Below are 15736 nucleotides of genomic sequence, written 5' to 3'. Positions count from 1 at the left end.
TCGGTCCCACCAGCGAGCCCCCCGCACCCGCCCCGACCGCGGGGGCGTCCCAATGGGCCGGGGGGGGGCGCCCCCACCCCCCCCCCCCGGGGGGGCGGGCGGGGGGGGGGGGCCGGCCCCCCGCCCCCCACGCCGGTCACCGGGCCGGTTACTCCCCGCCCTTTTGTACGAAACTTCGAACGAAGTCCTCGGCATTGGACTCGAGCACGTCGTCGATCTCGTCGAGGACGTCGTCCACGTCGTCGCTCAGCTTCTCCTGTCGCTCCTTGAGGTCCTCGGAGCCCTGCGCGTCCTGCGCCTGCTCCTCGACCTCCTCGGTGGAGCGCGTCGCCTTCTGCTGTCCGCCGCCGGTGTCCTTGGTCGCCATGTAGCTCACCCCGCTCGGTTCGAAGCACTTGATCAGACCCTACCTACGAGGTCCGACATTGGCCCGGTACTTGTCTCAACGTCCGGAGGTCATCGGAATGATTCCCAGTCGGCGGCACTTTCAGCCGCCCGAGAGCACCTGGACCAGCTCTTCCGCCGTACGGCACCGGTCCAGGAGGGCCTTGACGTGGTCACGGGTGCCCCGCAGCGGCTCCATGGTGGGAACCCGCTGGAGGGAGTCGTGGCCCGGGAGGTCGAAGATGACCGAGTCCCAGGAGGCCGCTGCCACGTCGTCCGCGTACTGCTCCAGGCAGCGACCGCGGAAATACGCCCGGGTGTCCTCCGGAGGCGCCGTACGGGCCTTCTCGACCTCGTTCTCGTCCAGCAGGCGCTTCATCCTGCCGCGGGCCACCAGACGGTTGTACAGGCCCTTCTCGGCCCGTACGTCGGCGTACTGCAGGTCCACCAGGTGCAGGCGGGGCGCGTCCCAGTCCAGGTCGTCCCGGCGGCGGTAGCCCTCCATGAGCTCCCGCTTGGCGATCCAGTCGAGCTCACGGGACAGGCTCATCGGATCGTTCTCCAGCCGGTTGAGCGTGTCCTCCCAGCGGATCAGGATGTCCTTGGTCTGTTCGTCGGCGTCCGCCCCGTACCGCTCCTCGACGTATTTGCGCCCCAGCTCGAAGTACTCCATCTGGAGCTGCACGGCGGTGAGTGTCCGGCCGCTGCGCAGAGTGATCAGCTGCTGGAGCTCCGGGTCGTGGGAGACCTGGTGCAGGGTGCGTACCGGCTGGTCGACGGCCAGGTCGACATTGATGAAGCCGTCCTCGATCATGGAGAGGACGAGCGAGGTGGTGCCCAGCTTGAGGTAGGTGGAGATCTCCGAGAGGTTCGCGTCCCCGATGATCACATGGAGCCGGCGGTACTTCTCGGCGTCGGAGTGGGGCTCGTCGCGCGTGTTGATGATCGGCCGCTTGAGGGTGGTCTCCAGCCCGACCTCCACCTCGAAGTAGTCGGCCCGCTGACTGATCTGGAACCCGTGCTCGTGGCCGTCCTGGCCGATTCCGACACGTCCGGCACCGGTGACGACCTGGCGGGAGACGAAGAACGGCGTCAGATGGCGCACGATGTCGGAGAACGGCGTCTCGCGCTTCATCAGGTAGTTCTCGTGCGTGCCGTACGAGGCGCCCTTGTTGTCGGTGTTGTTCTTGTAGAGGTGGATCGGCTGGGCGCCCGGGAGCTGGGCCGCTCGCTCGGCGGCCTCGGCCATGATCCGTTCGCCGGCCTTGTCCCACAGGACCGCGTCCCTGGGATTGGTGATCTCCGGCGAGCTGTACTCGGGGTGCGCGTGGTCGACGTAGAGCCGTGCCCCGTTGGTGAGGATGACGTTGGCCAGGCCGATGTCCTCGTCGGTGAGCTGGCTGGAGTCTGCGGTCTCGCGGGCGAGGTCGAAGCCTCGCGCGTCACGCAGCGGGTTCTCCTCCTCGAAGTCCCAGCGGGCGCGGCGCGCCCGGTGCATCGCCGCCGCGTAGGCGTTGACGATCTGGGACGAGGTGAGCATGGCATTGGCGTTGGGGTGGCCGGGCACGGAGATCCCGTACTCGGTCTCGATGCCCATTACTCGCCGTACGGTCATGCGGCCCTCCTTGCCCGGCGACGCTCCCTTCCGGGGGCGACGCTCAAGTACCGCTGCTTTTCCGGTGCGTGCGCGGTGTGCCCGTTCCCGCACTGCGCGACCGGGCGGTATGCCAGAGCCTAGAGCGCCTCTGTGCCGGTGGGGAGATCAATTACGTCATTGCTGCGGTGTCGTGGCGACTGTCCGGAAAGCAACCGGCTGCGGATGCCCGGCCGGGCATCCGCAGCCGGTTGTTTTCTAGAGGTACTGCCCGGTGTTCGCCACCGTGTCGATGGAGCGACCGGTGTCCGCGCCCTGCTTTCCGGTGACGAGTGTGCGGATGAAGACGATCCGCTCACCCTTCTTGCCGGAGATCCTGGCCCAGTCGTCCGGGTTGGTGGTGTTCGGCAGGTCCTCGTTCTCCTTGAACTCGTCCACGCAGGCCTGGAGGAGGTGGGAGACGCGCAGGCCCTTCTGGCCCTGCTCGAGGAATGCCTTGATGGCCATCTTCTTGGCCCGGTCGACGATGTTCTGGATCATCGCGCCGGAGTTGAAGTCCTTGAAGTACAGGACTTCCTTGTCGCCGTTGGCGTACGTGACCTCGAGGAAGCGGTTCTCCTCGGACTCGGTGTACATCCGCTCGACGACCGACTGGATCATCGCGTGGGCCGCGGCCTCCTTGGAGCCCGTGTGTTCAGCCAGATCGTCCGCGTGCAGGGGCAGCGAGGGCGTCAGGTACTTCGCGAAGATGTCCTTCGCGGCCTCTGCGTCGGGACGCTCGATCTTGATCTTCACATCGAGACGGCCGGGCCTCAGGATCGCGGGGTCGATCATGTCCTCGCGGTTGGAGGCGCCGATGACGATGACGTTCTCCAGGCCCTCGACGCCGTCGATCTCGGCGAGCAGCTGGGGGACGATGGTGTTCTCCACGTCCGAGCTGACGCCGGATCCACGGGTACGGAAGAGGGACTCCATCTCGTCGAAGAAGACGATGACGGGGGTACCCTCACTCGCCTTCTCACGGGCACGCTGGAAGACCAGGCGGATGTGGCGCTCGGTCTCGCCGACGTACTTGTTGAGGAGCTCCGGACCCTTGATGTTGAGGAAGTAGCTCTTCCCGGCCGGCTGGCCGGTGACTTCGGCGACCTTCTTGGCAAGGGAGTTGGCCACTGCCTTGGCGATGAGCGTCTTGCCGCAGCCGGGCGGGCCGTAGAGCAGGATGCCCTTCGGCGGCCGGAGCTCGTGCTCCTTGAAGAGGTCGGGGTGGAGGTAGGGGAGCTCGACCGCGTCCCGGATGAGCTCGATCTGGTCTCCCAGTCCACCGATCTTGTTGTAGTCGATGTCCGGGACTTCTTCGAGGACGAGCTCTTCGACCTCGCTCTTGGGGACGACTTCGTAGACGTAGCCGGACCTGGGTTCGAGCAGCAGGGCGTCGCCGGGGCGGATGGTGATGTCCAGCAACGGCTCGGCGAGCCGCACCACCCGTTCCTCGTCGGTGTGCCCGACCACCAGGGCGCGCTCGCCGTCCTCAAGGATCTCCTTGAGGGTGACGATGTCCCCGGCCCGCTCGAATTCCATGGCGTCGACCACGTTGAGCGCTTCGTTGAGCATGACTTCCTGGCCGCGCCGGAGGTCCGCCGGCTCGATGCTGGGACTGACGTTCACCCGGAGCTTGCGGCCCCCGGTGAAGATGTCGCAGGTACCGTCCTCATTCGCCTGCAGGAACACACCGAAGCCGGCCGGCGGCTGTGCGAGCCGGTCGACCTCTTCCTTGAGGGCCACGATCTGGTCGCGGGCCTCGCGGAGTGTGCCGGCGAGCCGCTCGTTCTGTGCGGACACGCCTGCGAGGTTGGTCTGCAACTCGACGATCCGCTCTTCGAGAATCCTCGTATGACGCGGAGAGTCGGCGAGCTTACGTCGCAGGACGGCGATTTCCTGCTCGAGATAGGCAACCTGGCCGGCGGGGTCATCGGACCCCCGCCCGGGCCGGATGCCGCGGTTGATGTCGTCGTCGTGGGCTGCCACGGTCCTCACCTCCTCCAAGGGGAGCTGGACGCTTCCTGACCCTACCTGGGTGGGTGATGATTGAAACCCCTAGATCACAAAGACTCCGGGGTGTGTCCGATCTTCACCCTTGCGCTCTCCCTCGTGTCAGGGGAATACCCACCCTTCAACATCGGAAAGCCGCCGGTTGTATCGTCGAACTGTTCAACACCCGCCAGGACCGGCTTTTTTTGGTTCGGACACGCAGGAACGGCAGGAGAAATGACCGTGCAGCAGGACGCTCCCACCGGTGGCGAGACACAGGACCTGGAGGTCTGGATCGACCAGGACCTCTGCACGGGGGACGGCATCTGCGTGCAGTACGCGCCGGAGGTGTTCGAGCTGGACATCGACGGTCTGGCGTACGTGAAGAGCGATCAGGACGAGTTGCTCCAGGACAAGGGCGCGACCACGCCCGTCCCGCTGCCGATCCTTCAGGACGTGGTCGACTCGGCCAAGGAGTGCCCGGGCGACTGCATTCACGTACGGCGCGTTTCGGACAGGGTCGAGGTCTTCGGACCGGAAGCCGCCTGACCGCCGTCCCGGACGGGACGGCTGACGGGGCGGCGGACGCGCCGGGTGACGGTCAGACGCCGGCGCCGGCCGGCTCCTCCGCCTGGCTGCTGCGCACGAAGGCGCCGTTCTGCCACTGCCAGGTGACCTTCTCCTGCTCGTCCGGGCAGCAGGAGGGCACCTCGGGCGAGGAGTAGCCGAGGAGCGTGGCGGAGACGACGCCGTCGCTCACCGCGAAGTCGCCGACGCTCATCCTCTGGACGGGGTCCACCAGGGTCGCGACGACCCGTGGTGCGGCCCCGCTCTTCTGTGTGAGGACGTAGACACCGCTGGGCGGGGTGCCGGAGCCGGCCGCGCAGTGGACCACCGCGACTGTTTCCGGACGGCCGTCGCCGTCCAGGTCGCCGGGTACCTCCTTGGCCACGGTGTGGCCCGCCTGGCCGCATTCCAGGGGGAAGGCCGCACGGGCGGGGTCGGGCGCGGCCGCGGGGGCCGTGCCGTGCTGCGCGGCGGTGCGGTGGGGCGTCGAGGCGGAGGCGCTCGCGTCGGGCTGGAGCAGACCGGCCGCCGCGACGACGGCGGCCATGGCCGCGGCGGTGGCGAGCCAGTGCATCGGCTTGGCGTCGGTGTGCGCGAGGTCCGGGAGCGCGGAGGTCTGCACGCGGGATGTCTCCTGTGGTTCCTGTGGTGCCGAATGCCGGAAGGCGGTGCCGTCGGCGGGACGTCGACGGCGGGGTGGGGGTGGCCAGCATCGTGCCACACCTCACACGCCAGTGGAACGGTGGGGTCGCCGGGGAATCCCCTCCGAACGCGCCACTCGCTCCTCGGCAACGAAAAGGCGCCGCCGCCGGGTTCCCGGGTCGGTCCGGGAACCCGGCGGCGGCGCCGGTGCGTCGGGGCGCGCGTCGAACGCGGCGCCTCTCAGTCGCGGGCGGAGCCGCTCTGGCTGCCCGGACCGGTGTAGTCCTCGCCGTAGGCGCCCTTGGAGGGACGGCGGCGGCGCGGCGGCGGCTGGACGCCGTCGGCCAGCCGGCGGGCGGTGACGAGGAACCCGGTGTGGCCGATCATGCGGTGGTCCGGGCGCACGGCGAGACCCTCGACGTGCCAGTTGCGGATCATCGACTCCCAGGGCTGCGGTTCGGCGAAGCAGCCGATCTCACGGATGGACTCGACCGTCCGCGAGAGCTGGGTGGTGGTCGCGACGTACGCGCAGAGGATGCCGCCGGGGACGAGGGCCTTGGCGACGACGTCCAGGCATTCCCAGGGCGCGAGCATGTCCAGGACGACGCGGTCCACGTCGGTGTCCGTGAGGTTGTCCTGGAGATCGCCGACGGTGAGCTGCCATGCCGGGTGCGGGCTGCCGAAGTAGCGTTCGACGTTCTGCTGGGCGATCTCGGCGAAGTCCTCGCGGCGCTCGTAGGAGTGCAGCATGCCCTGCTCGCCGATGGCGCGGAGCAGGAAGGTGGAGAGCGCGCCGGATCCGACGCCGGCTTCCACGACGCGCGCGCCGGGGAAGATGTCGCCGAAGGCCAGGATCTGCCCCGCGTCCTTGGGGTAGACCACGGCGGCGCCGCGGGGCATGGACAGGACGTAGTCGGGGAGCAGGGGGCGCAGCGCCAGGTAGACGACGTTTCCCGTGGTACGGACAACACTGCCCTCGGGAGCACCGATCAGCTCGTCGTGCGAGAAAGAACCCTTGTGGGTGTGGAAGTTCTTTCCGGCTTCGAGCGTGAAGGTGTAGTGGCGTCCCTTGGGATCGGTGAGCTGGACCTGGTCCCCGACCTTGAAGGGCCCACGTCGGCGGGCGGCACCGGTCGGTTCAGACATGTGACCAGCGTACCGGTGTTTCGGGGGGCGCCGACCGCCCGCCCGGTCGTCCGGCAGCCGCTCAGGCGGCGGGGCGGGCCATGGCGGCGACGAACGCGCGCTCGACGTCGGCGGTGGACAGCACTCCGTAGATCGCACCGGTGTCCTCGACGACGAGGTACTCGGTGGCGGGGCTGGCCTTGAGGCGGTCCAGGAGGGCTTCGCCCGCCAGTTCGGCGGAGACCTTCATCCCGTCGGTGAGGTCCTGGGCGAGGCCGCTGACGGCGACCCAGGGGCGGCGGTGCTCGGGGACGGCGACGATGGCGGCTTCGCGGACGAGTGCCTGGGGTTCGCCGGTCGCGTCGACCACGACGAGGGCGCGGGCTCCCGCCTCGTTGGCCCGGCGCAGCGCCTCGGAGAGCGGGGTGTCGCCCTCGACCGGGACGGCACGCCGGGTGAGGGCGCGGGCCTGCAGGTCGGGGAGGTGTTCGCGGAGCCGGGCCATGCGCAGGCTGTTGCCCGCGCCGGTCCAGATGATGGCGGCGAGGATCGCGGCGAGCAGGGCGTCGGTGACGGTGTCCATGCCGCTGATCTCGCGGTTGCCGCTCCCGAGGACCTCGGTGTGGGTGAGGAGGGGCAGTCCGATGAGGGTGATGACGGCGAGGGCACGGCCGACCCAGGCGGCGGCGACGGTGCCGCTCATCGGGCGGCCGGTGATCTTCCAGACGACGGCGCGCAGCATCCGGCCGCCGTCGAGCGGGAGGCCGGGCAGGAGGTTGAACGCGGCGACGATGAGGTTGGAGATCATCAGTCCGCCGAGCAGCACGCCGGGCACGGTGCCCGCCTCGACGAACTTCATCGGGACGTAGAAGACCCCGGCGAGGACGAGGGAGAGCAGCGGGCCGACGAAGGCGAGGACGAATTCGCGGCCGGGGGTCTCCGACTCCTTCTCGATCTCGGAGACACCGCCGAAGAACTGGAGCTGGATGCGGCGGACCGGGAGCTTGTAGCGCAGGGCGACGACCGTGTGGGCGAGCTCGTGGACGAGTACGGAGGCGTAGAACGCGATGGCGAAGAAGAGGGCGACCAGGTAGCGGGCCGCGCCGAGGTCGGGCAGGACACGGTCGAGCTGGCCGCCGAAGACCCAGGTGATCAGCGCTGCCACGACGAACCAGCTGGGGGCGACGTAGACCGGCACTCCGAAGGGGCGGCCCATGAGAATGCCGCCTCCCGGCTCTTCCTTGCGTCCCGGCGCGCCCTTGTCGGCGCCGTCGCCGGGGCCCTTGCCCCCTGCGCCGGGCTGCGGCCGCCCGCTGTCGCCGCTCTCGTCCACGAGGTCCCTTCGGTCGGTGCCGATTCGGCACGATCATGCAGTGTTCGAGGCTCTGTGGTCGATGGTATGCCGATTGGTGTCAGTGGCGGGTCGTAGGGTCTTCGTCATGACTTCAGTACCGCGGCCCCCTCAGCCGCCCTCGTCCCTTTCGCCGTCGCGGGCGAGCGATTTCATGCAGTGCCCCCTGCTGTACCGCTTCCGGGTGATCGACAAGCTGCCGCAGAAGCCCAGTGAGGCGGCTACCCGGGGCACGTTGGTGCATGCGGTTCTGGAGCGGCTCTTCGACAATCCCGCGGCGGAGCGCACGCCGGGCCGGGCCACGTCGCTCATCCCGGCCCAGTGGGACCGGCTGCTGGAGTCGAAGCCGGAGCTGTCGGAGCTGTTCGCCGAGGACCCGGAGGGCGAGCGGCTCGCACGGTGGCTGTCGGAGGCGGAGCGGCTGGTGGAGCGCTGGTTCTCGCTGGAGGATCCGACGCGTCTGGAGCCGGCCGAGCGGGAGATGTTCGTCGAGACCGAGCTGGAGTCGGGGCTTCGGCTGCGCGGAGTGATCGACCGGATCGATGTCACGCCGACGGGCGACGTCCGGATCGTCGACTACAAGACGGGGAAGGCGCCGCGTCCGGAGTACGCGGAGGGCGCGTTGTTCCAGATGAAGTTCTACGCGCTGGTGATCTGGCGGCTCAAGGGTGTGGTGCCGCGCCGGCTCCAGCTGGTCTACCTCGGCAGCGGCGATGTGATGACGTACGACCCGGTGGTGGCGGACCTGGAGCGGGTGGAGCGCAAGCTGCTGGCCCTGTGGGACGCGATCGTGCTGGCCACGGAGACCGGTGAGTGGCGGCCGCGGCCCACGAAGCTGTGCGGCTGGTGCGATCATCAGGCGCTCTGTCCGGAATTCGGTGGGACTCCCCCGGTGTATCCGCTGTCGGTGCGCCCGGCGGAGGCACCGCAGGATGTCCAGGGCAGAATGGACCCGGTCCGCGCCGAGGCCGGCCGGCCCGCGGCCCTTGAAGGACTTTGAGGAGATCCCGTGGCAATCCGCGTCCTACTGGTCGACGACCAGCCGTTGCTGCGCACCGGCTTCCGGATGATTCTGGAGGCGGAGGGCGATCTCGCGGTGGTGGGCGAGGCCGGTGACGGTCTCCAGGCGCTCGACCAGGTGCGGGCGCTGCAGCCCGATGTGGTGCTGATGGACATCCGGATGCCGCGGATGGACGGTGTCGAGGCCACGCGCCAGATCACCGGGCCCGGCCGGGACGGTCCGGCGAAGGTGCTGGTGCTGACGACGTTCGATCTCGACGAGTACGTGGTGGAGGCGCTGCGCGCCGGCGCCAGCGGCTTCCTGCTGAAGGACGCCCCGGCCAACGAGCTGGTACAGGCGATCCGGGTGGTCGCGGGCGGCGAGGCGATGCTCGCCCCGAGCATCACGCGCCGGCTGCTCGACAAGTACGCGGACCATCTGCCGTCCGGCGAGGAGTCGGTGCCGGACACCCTGCACACGCTCACCGACCGTGAGGTGGAGGTCCTGAAGCTCGTGGCGCGTGGTCTGTCGAACGCGGAGATCGCCGCGGACCTGTTCGTCAGCGAGACCACGGTCAAGACGCATGTGGGCCATGTGCTGACGAAGCTGGGGCTGCGCGACCGGGTGCAGGCCGCGGTGTACGCGTACGAGAGCGGACTGGTGCGCCCCGGCGCCCAGTGACCCGCTGAGGGGCGGGCGGCCGGGGCGGGCGGTTCAGCTGGTGCCGAGTTCCCAGAGGTGGATGTCGGCGGACGAGGTGACCGCCCATTCGACACCGGTGAGGCCGTCGCGGGAGGCGACGTACTGCTTGCCCTGCCAGACGGGGAGGACGGGGACGTCCTCGGCGACGATGTCCTGGAGCTTCTTGAACGTCGTGGCGGCGGCGCTGCGGTCGGCCTCGCGGCGCGACTCGGGGATGAGCGACTTCTGGGCCGCGACCGACCGGTAGGGGGAGTTGAGGAAGTTGTCCGTGTCGAGGAACGGCGCCGTGTAGTTGTCCGGGTCCGGGAAGTCGGGGAACCAGCCCATGCCGTACACGGCGTACTCGCGGCGGAGCTCGGCGGGGCGGTACTTCGCCCAGGGGGTGCCCTTGATGGTGACGTCGAAGAGTCCGGTGCTGTTGAGCTGCCGCTTCAGCGTCTCGAACTCGTCGGCGGTGGCCTCGCCGTAGTAGTCGCTCGTGTAGTTCAGGGTGAACTTCACGGGGGTGTCGATCTTGGCGTCCTTCAGGATGGCGGCGGCCTTCGTGGTGCTGGGTTCGCCGTACTTGTTGAAGAACGAGTTCGTGTGTCCGGTGATGCTGGACGGAATCAGCGAGTACAGCGGCTCGGCCGTGGTGCCGTACACCTCGCTCGCGATCTGCCCGCGGTCGATGATCTGGGCCATGGCCTGGCGGACCGCCTTGTTCTTCACGGCGGGGTCCTCCGTGTCGAAGCCGAGGTACCGGATGGCGAGTCCGGGCATCTCGGTGAGCTTGATTCCGTCCTTGGGGTGCTCCAGCATCTGCTGGGCCTGTTTCGGCGCCATGGTGCGGGTCATCATGTCGATCTTCTTCTCGTCGAGCGCCTTGCCCATGGCCGCGGCGTCGGGGAAGGAATCCAGTTCGACCCTCTCGTTCAGCACCTTGAGATCCCCCTTGTAGTGGGGATTCCTGGTGAAAACGACCTTCTCCACACGGCCGTTCCGCACTTCCGGCTTCATCGTGTACGGACCCGATCCGTCCACCTGGAATCCGCTGCGGGGGGTGGTCGCCGGATATTTGTCCCGCTGGACTATTCCGGCGGACGGCGTCGCGAGTTTGTACGGGAAGGTGGCGTCCGAAGTCCGGAGGTGGAATACGACCTCGCGGTCGCCCATGGTCTCGATGGTGTCGATGTTGTTGAGGAGGGCCACCGGTCCGTTGGGGGACTTGATCCGGATCACGCGGTCGATGGAGTACTTGACGTCCTCGGCGGTGACGGGGCTGCCGTCCGCGAAGGTCAGGCCGCTGCGCAGCTTGCAGCGGTAGCTCTCGTTGGCCGTGTCGGTGAAAAGACAGCTCTCGGCGGCCTCGGGCGTCGGCTCGCCCCCGCTGCGCGGGACGTGCATCAGGGTCTGGACCGTCTGCCGCAGCACGTTCCAGACGCCCGCCTCGTAGCCGATGGCGGGGTCGAGGGGCGCGGGGGCGTCCTTCGAGGCGACGAACTGGTCCGTGGTGCCGACCACGATGGCGGCGCCGCCCTCGCTCCCGCCGTCCGACGCACCGCAGGCGGCGAGTACGGGCGCGAGCAGGCCGACGACGGCCGGCAGCACCAGAGTCTTGCGGTTCATCGTGGACGTTCTCCCTCATGCGGTCATGGAGAAAACGACATTAGTAGGCGCCCCGGCATGGCCGGACCGATGGCGCGGTGCCTGTTATCAGAGAGCCCGGAAGGTCAGCGGCGAGCCGATTTTCCGCTCCGGGAATGATTCGTACACGGATTCACCTATCGGGACACTTGGGCACACCGTACGGTCGGCGCGGTGGATTTCGAGGTCTCTTCGATCACCGAATGAGTGAGCAAGCTCACGCGGTGGACATCTCCACGCATTGACATGTACCCGACTTGTCACCATCGGGGGGCGACATAAAAAGCACGGCCTTTCGCGAGAGTTTTTCCATTCATTCACAGAAATACTCTCGGTACGCGGATCACCGCATACCGGTGACCAGACCCCTGAGGAATGCGAGATCGACTTCTTCGAGCGAACCGACGACCACCCGGCCGTCGGCCGGCGCGATCGGCGCCACGGACGGCACGGCGACCACCCGGCATCCAGCGGCCTCCGCGGCGGCCACACCGGTCGCGGTGTCCTCGATGACGGCACAGAGCCTGGGGTCGGCCCCGAAGCCCCGCGCGGCCGTGAGGTACGGCTCCGGGTGGGGCTTCGTACGGGAGACCTCGTCGCCCGCGACCGTGAGCGCGAAGTGGTGGCGCCCCACCGAGTCCAGGACCCGGTCGATGATCCGGCGGTGCGAGGCGGAGACGAGGGCGGTGGGCACCTCGTGTCTCGCGAGTTCGGCGAGCAGCCGAGCCGCGCCCGGCATCAGCGGCACTCCGTCGGCGATGCGCTTCTCGAAGCGGTCGTTGAGCAGCACGGTCAGTTCGTCGAGGGTGACGTCCGCGCCGGTCACATCCATGAGGTATCCGGCACTGCGCGTCATCGGGCCGCCGACGACGACGTCCTTCCACGCCTCGTCCAGCCGGTGCCCCAGATCGGCGAAGACCGACACCTCGGCGTCCCACCAGAAGCCCTCGGTGTCGACCAGGGTGCCGTCCATGTCGAGAAAGACGGCCTGCAGGGCTCCGCCCTCGGCCGTACGGGTCGGGGACGCGGGGATCGTACTGGTCATCCGGCACACCTTCCATGGGGGCGAGAAGGCCGGCCGCCTTTCCCGGAGGGAGGGCGACCGGCCTGCACTGGACCGACCAGTGTACGACTCGCGCGGCTACCGCGCGTCGAACGGAGCCTTACCGCGCGTTGAAGTACTTCGCTTCCGGGTGGTGGATGACGATCGCGTCGGTGGACTGCTCGGGGTGGAGCTGGAACTCCTCGGAGAGGTGGACGCCGATCCGCTCGGGCTGGAGCAGGTCGGCGATCTTCGCCCGGTCCTCGAGGTCCGGGCACGCTCCGTAGCCGAGGGAGAAGCGGGCACCGCGGTACTTGAGGGCGAACATGTCCTCGACGTCGGCCGGGTCGTCGCCCGCGAAGCCGAGCTCGGAGCGGACGCGGGCGTGCCAGTACTCGGCGAGTGCCTCGGCGAGCTGGACGGACAGGCCGTGCAACTCCAGGTAGTCGCGGTAGGAGTTGGCCTCGAAGAGCTTGGCGGTCTCGCCGCCGATCTTCGAGCCGACGGTCACCACCTGGAGGCCGATGACGTCGGTCTCCCCCGACTCCTCCGGGCGGAAGAAGTCCGCCAGGCACAGACGGCGGCCGCGGCGCTGGCGCGGGAAGGTGAAGCGGGTGCGCTCCGAGCCGTCCTCGTGGAGCAGGATCAGGTCGTCGCCCTTGGAGACGCAGGGGTAGTAGCCGTAGACGACGGCCGCTTCGAGGAGGTTCTCGGTGTGGAGCTTGTCGAGCCAGCCGCGCAGGTGCGGGCGGCCCTCGGTCTCGACGAGCTCCTCGTAGGTCGGTCCGTCACCGGCCCGCGCCTGCTTGAGGCCCCACTGGCCCTTGAAGAGGGCGCCCTCGTCGAGCCAGGAGGCGTACTCCTTGAGCTGGATGCCCTTGACCACGCGGCTCCCCCAGAACGGCGGGGTGGGGACGGGGTTGTCGACGGAGACGTCGGAGCGCACGCCCTCCTCCGGCTCCTCGACCTCGAGCACGGCCGTGTCGCGCTTGGGCACACGGCGCTGCTTGAGCTCGGGGAGGACGGCACCCGGAACACCACGCTTGACCCCGATGAGCGCGTCCATGAGGCGCAGGCCCTCGAAGGCGTCGCGGGCGTAACGGACCTCGCCCTCGTAGATCTCGTGGAGGTCCTGTTCGACGTAGGCGCGGGTCAGGGCGGCCCCGCCCAGGATGACCGGGTACTCCGCGGCCAGCTTGCGCTGGTTGAGCTCCTGGAGGTTCTCCTTCATGATCACGGTCGACTTGACCAGAAGGCCGGACATGCCGATGACGTCGGCCTTGTGCTCGTCGGCGGCTTCCAGGATCGCGGAGACGGGCTGCTTGATGCCGATGTTGACGACGTTGTAGCCGTTGTTCGACAGGATGATGTCGACGAGGTTCTTGCCGATGTCGTGGACGTCGCCGCGGACGGTGGCCAGCACGATGGTGCCCTTGCCCTCGGCGTCGGACTTCTCCATGTGCGGTTCCAGGTGGGCCACCGCGGTCTTCATCACCTCGGCGGACTGGAGGACGAACGGCAGCTGCATCTGGCCGGAGCCGAACAGCTCGCCGACGACCTTCATGCCTTCCAGCAGGGTGTCGTTGACGATGTCGAGCGCGGGACGGGTCTGCAGGGCCTCGTCGAGGTCGGCCTCCAGCCCCTTCTTCTCGCCGTCGATGATCCTGCGCTGGAGGCGCTCGTCGAGCGGCAGGGCGAGGAGTTCCTCGGCCTTGCCCTCCTTCATCGACTTCATGTTGACGCCCTCGAACAGCTCCATGAGCCGCTGCAACGGGTCGTAGCCCTCGGCGCGGCGGTCGTAGACCAGGTCGTGGGCGACCTTGACCTGCTCCTCGTCCAGCCGGGCGATCGGGAGGATCTTCGACGCGTGCACGATCGCGGAGTCGAGACCGGCCTTGACGCACTCGTCGAGGAAGACGGAGTTCAGGACGACGCGGGCGGCCGGGTTGAGACCGAAGGAGATGTTGGAGAGGCCGAGAGTGGTCTGGACGTCGGGGTGGCGCTTCTTCAGCTCGCGGATCGCCTCGATGGTGGCGATGCCGTCCTTGCGGGACTCCTCCTGCCCGGTGCAGATGGTGAAGGTGAGGCAGTCGATGAGGATGTCCGACTCGTGGATGCCCCAGTTACCGGTGAGGTCCGCGATCAGCCGCTCGGCGATCGCGACCTTGTGCTCGGCGGTGCGGGCCTGGCCCTCCTCGTCGATCGTCAGGGCGATCAGCGCGGCACCGTGCTCGGCGGCGAGCCGGGTGACCTGGACGAAGCGCGACTCGGGGCCGTCGCCGTCCTCGTAGTTCACCGAGTTGAGTACCGCGCGCCCGCCGAGCTTCTCCAGACCGGCCCGCAGCACGGGCAGCTCGGTGGAGTCCAGCACGATCGGCAGGGTGGAGGCCGTGGCGAACCGTCCTGCCAGCTCCTTCATGTCGGCGACCCCGTCGCGGCCGACGTAGTCGACACAGAGGTCGAGCATGTGCGCGCCCTCGCGGATCTGGTCGCGGGCCATCTCGACGCAGTCGTCCCAGCGGGCCTCCAGCATGGCCTCGCGGAACTTCTTCGACCCGTTGGCGTTCGTACGCTCACCGATCGCGAGGTACGAGGTGTCCTGGCGGAACGGCACGGTCTGGTAGAGCGAGGCCGCGCCGGGCTCGGGGCGTGGGTCGCGGACCGCGGGGGTGAGGGCGCGGGCTCGCTCGACGACCTGGCGCAGGTGCTCGGGCGTCGTACCGCAGCAGCCGCCGATCAGGGACAGGCCGTAGTCGGTGACGAAGGTTTCCTGCGCGTCCGCCAGCCCCTCGGGGCCGAGCGGGAAGTGCGCGCCATCCTTGGTCAGCACGGGCAGGCCCGCGTTCGGCATGCACATCAGCGGTGTACGCGAGTGCTGGGCCAGATAGCGCAGGTGCTCGCTCATCTCGGCCGGGCCCGTCGAGCAGTTCAGCCCGATCAGGTCGATGCCCAGCGGCTCCAGGGCTGTCAGCGCGGCGCCGATCTCCGAGCCGAGCAGCATGACGCCGGTCGTCTCGAAGGCGAGCGAGCAGATCAGCGGCACGTCGATGCCCAGGGCGTCCATCGCCCGGCGCGCGCCGATGAGGCTGGACTTGGTCTGCAGCAGGTCCTGCGTGGTCTCCACGATCAGGGCGTCCGCGCCGCCGGCGAGCAGGCCCTCGGCGTTCTGCTGGTATCCGTCCCGCAGCACGTCGTACGCGATGTGGCCGAGCGAGGGCAGTTTGGTGCCGGGCCCCACCGAGCCCAGGACCCAGCGCTGGCGGCCGTCCTTCGCGGTGAACTCGTCGGCGACCTCGCGGGCGATGCGGGCGCCCGCCTCTGACAGTTCGACGATCCGGTCGGCGATCTCGTATTCGTTGGCCGCCGAGTGGTTCGCACCGAAGGTGTTGGTCTCCACGCAGTCCACGCCGACGGCGAAGTACTCCTCGTGCACGGAACGCACGATGTCGGGGCGCGTGAGGTTCAGGATCTCGTTGCAGCCTTCGAGGTTCTCGAAGTCCTCGAGCGTGGGGTCCTGTGCCTGGAGCATGGTGCCCATGGCACCGTCGGCCACCACGACTCGGGTGGCGAGCGCCTCACGGAGGGCTGCGGCTCGGTTCCGGCTGTCGGCGGAAGGGGTCGGCGACGAGGCCATGGATGTACTCCCTGGAATGCGACGGCTGTCGGCTTTGCGGC

12 protein-coding genes are annotated in these 15736 nt (G+C 68.7%); 3 read left to right on the top strand and 9 right to left on the bottom strand.

What is annotated here, in order from left to right:
• Nucleotides 1-148 precede the first annotated feature (148 nt).
• The 3 genes from ACFYPA_RS32440 to arc form a co-directional block, all read right to left on the bottom strand.
• Entirely contained in the window at nucleotides 149-367 is a 219-nt protein-coding gene (locus ACFYPA_RS32440; RefSeq protein ID WP_040896025.1) for a ubiquitin-like protein Pup, read from the bottom strand.
• 120 nt (nucleotides 368-487) lie between these two features.
• The gene (dop, locus tag ACFYPA_RS32435; RefSeq protein WP_359315991.1) at nucleotides 488-1999 is read right to left on the bottom strand and encodes a depupylase/deamidase Dop; all 1512 of its coding nucleotides are present in this window, start codon (nucleotides 1997-1999) and stop codon (nucleotides 488-490) included.
• A gap of 237 nt (nucleotides 2000-2236) precedes the next feature.
• On the bottom strand, nucleotides 2237-4003 hold the full coding sequence (gene arc / locus ACFYPA_RS32430; RefSeq protein WP_359085938.1) for a proteasome ATPase: 1767 nt from the start codon (nucleotides 4001-4003) through the stop codon (nucleotides 2237-2239).
• 240 nt (nucleotides 4004-4243) lie between these two features.
• On the opposite strand from arc, the gene ACFYPA_RS32425 reads away from it, so the two are divergent.
• Nucleotides 4244-4555 carry a ferredoxin gene (locus ACFYPA_RS32425; protein ID WP_350992589.1) on the top strand — a complete coding sequence of 104 codons (312 nt, stop codon included), beginning with the start codon at nucleotides 4244-4246 and terminating at the stop codon, nucleotides 4553-4555.
• A 52-nt stretch (nucleotides 4556-4607) separates the two neighbouring features.
• On the opposite strand, the gene ACFYPA_RS32420 is transcribed toward ACFYPA_RS32425, so the two are convergent.
• From ACFYPA_RS32420 to ACFYPA_RS32410, 3 genes are all read right to left on the bottom strand, one after another.
• Nucleotides 4608-5195, bottom strand: a complete 588-nt coding sequence (locus ACFYPA_RS32420; protein WP_359085939.1) for a hypothetical protein — start codon at nucleotides 5193-5195, stop codon at nucleotides 4608-4610.
• A 260-nt stretch (nucleotides 5196-5455) separates the two neighbouring features.
• Entirely contained in the window at nucleotides 5456-6361 is a 906-nt protein-coding gene (locus tag ACFYPA_RS32415; RefSeq protein WP_389135938.1) for a tRNA (adenine-N1)-methyltransferase, read from the bottom strand.
• 61 nt (nucleotides 6362-6422) lie between these two features.
• Nucleotides 6423-7673 (bottom strand): site-2 protease family protein, encoded by a 1251-nt coding sequence (locus tag ACFYPA_RS32410; RefSeq protein ID WP_359085941.1) that lies wholly within the window; start codon nucleotides 7671-7673, stop codon nucleotides 6423-6425.
• Nucleotides 7674-7845: 172 nt separating this feature from the next.
• On the opposite strand from ACFYPA_RS32410, the gene ACFYPA_RS32405 reads away from it, so the two are divergent.
• Together ACFYPA_RS32405 and ACFYPA_RS32400 are read left to right on the top strand one after the other, a co-directional pair.
• Entirely contained in the window at nucleotides 7846-8691 is an 846-nt protein-coding gene (locus ACFYPA_RS32405; RefSeq protein ID WP_359316124.1) for a PD-(D/E)XK nuclease family protein, read from the top strand.
• Nucleotides 8692-8700: 9 nt separating this feature from the next.
• Nucleotides 8701-9372 (top strand): response regulator transcription factor, encoded by a 672-nt coding sequence (locus tag ACFYPA_RS32400; RefSeq protein ID WP_359085942.1) that lies wholly within the window; start codon nucleotides 8701-8703, stop codon nucleotides 9370-9372.
• Between the two features lie 33 nt (nucleotides 9373-9405).
• Here the strand turns inward: ACFYPA_RS32400 and ACFYPA_RS32395 are convergent, their stop codons facing one another.
• The 3 genes from ACFYPA_RS32395 to metH all read right to left on the bottom strand — a co-directional run bounded on the left by ACFYPA_RS32395 (nucleotide 9406) and on the right by metH (nucleotide 15695).
• Nucleotides 9406-11001 carry an ABC transporter substrate-binding protein gene (locus ACFYPA_RS32395; RefSeq protein WP_389135934.1) on the bottom strand — a complete coding sequence of 532 codons (1596 nt, stop codon included), beginning with the start codon at nucleotides 10999-11001 and terminating at the stop codon, nucleotides 9406-9408.
• Between the two features lie 361 nt (nucleotides 11002-11362).
• Nucleotides 11363-12064 (bottom strand): HAD family phosphatase, encoded by a 702-nt coding sequence (locus tag ACFYPA_RS32390; protein ID WP_359085944.1) that lies wholly within the window; start codon nucleotides 12062-12064, stop codon nucleotides 11363-11365.
• A 118-nt stretch (nucleotides 12065-12182) separates the two neighbouring features.
• Nucleotides 12183-15695: a methionine synthase gene (metH, locus tag ACFYPA_RS32385; protein ID WP_389135931.1), complete on the bottom strand. Its 3513-nt coding sequence runs from the start codon at nucleotides 15693-15695 to the stop codon at nucleotides 12183-12185.
• Nucleotides 15696-15736 lie beyond the last annotated feature (41 nt).

Source organism: Streptomyces sp. NPDC005775 (assembly GCF_042871565.1).
In the GTDB taxonomy this organism is placed as follows: domain Bacteria; phylum Actinomycetota; class Actinomycetes; order Streptomycetales; family Streptomycetaceae; genus Streptomyces.
Note: the sequence above shows the minus strand (reverse complement) of the source record. Positions and strands in the feature narration are given on the sequence as shown.

What these genes read in the sequence shown, in the direction of transcription:
- ACFYPA_RS32440 (WP_040896025.1), bottom strand. Translation starts at nt 367, where the DNA reads ATGGCGACCAAGGACACCGGCGGCGGACAGCAGAAGGCGACGCGCTCC.
- dop (WP_359315991.1), bottom strand. Translation starts at nt 1,999, where the DNA reads ATGACCGTACGGCGAGTAATGGGCATCGAGACCGAGTACGGGATCTCC.
- ACFYPA_RS32425 (WP_350992589.1), top strand. Translation starts at nt 4,244, where the DNA reads ATGACCGTGCAGCAGGACGCTCCCACCGGTGGCGAGACACAGGACCTG.
- ACFYPA_RS32415 (WP_389135938.1), bottom strand. Translation starts at nt 6,361, where the DNA reads ATGTCTGAACCGACCGGTGCCGCCCGCCGACGTGGGCCCTTCAAGGTC.
- ACFYPA_RS32405 (WP_359316124.1), top strand. Translation starts at nt 7,846, where the DNA reads ATGCAGTGCCCCCTGCTGTACCGCTTCCGGGTGATCGACAAGCTGCCG.
- ACFYPA_RS32395 (WP_389135934.1), bottom strand. Translation starts at nt 11,001, where the DNA reads ATGAACCGCAAGACTCTGGTGCTGCCGGCCGTCGTCGGCCTGCTCGCG.
- ACFYPA_RS32390 (WP_359085944.1), bottom strand. Translation starts at nt 12,064, where the DNA reads ATGACCAGTACGATCCCCGCGTCCCCGACCCGTACGGCCGAGGGCGGA.
- metH (WP_389135931.1), bottom strand. Translation starts at nt 15,695, where the DNA reads ATGGCCTCGTCGCCGACCCCTTCCGCCGACAGCCGGAACCGAGCCGCA.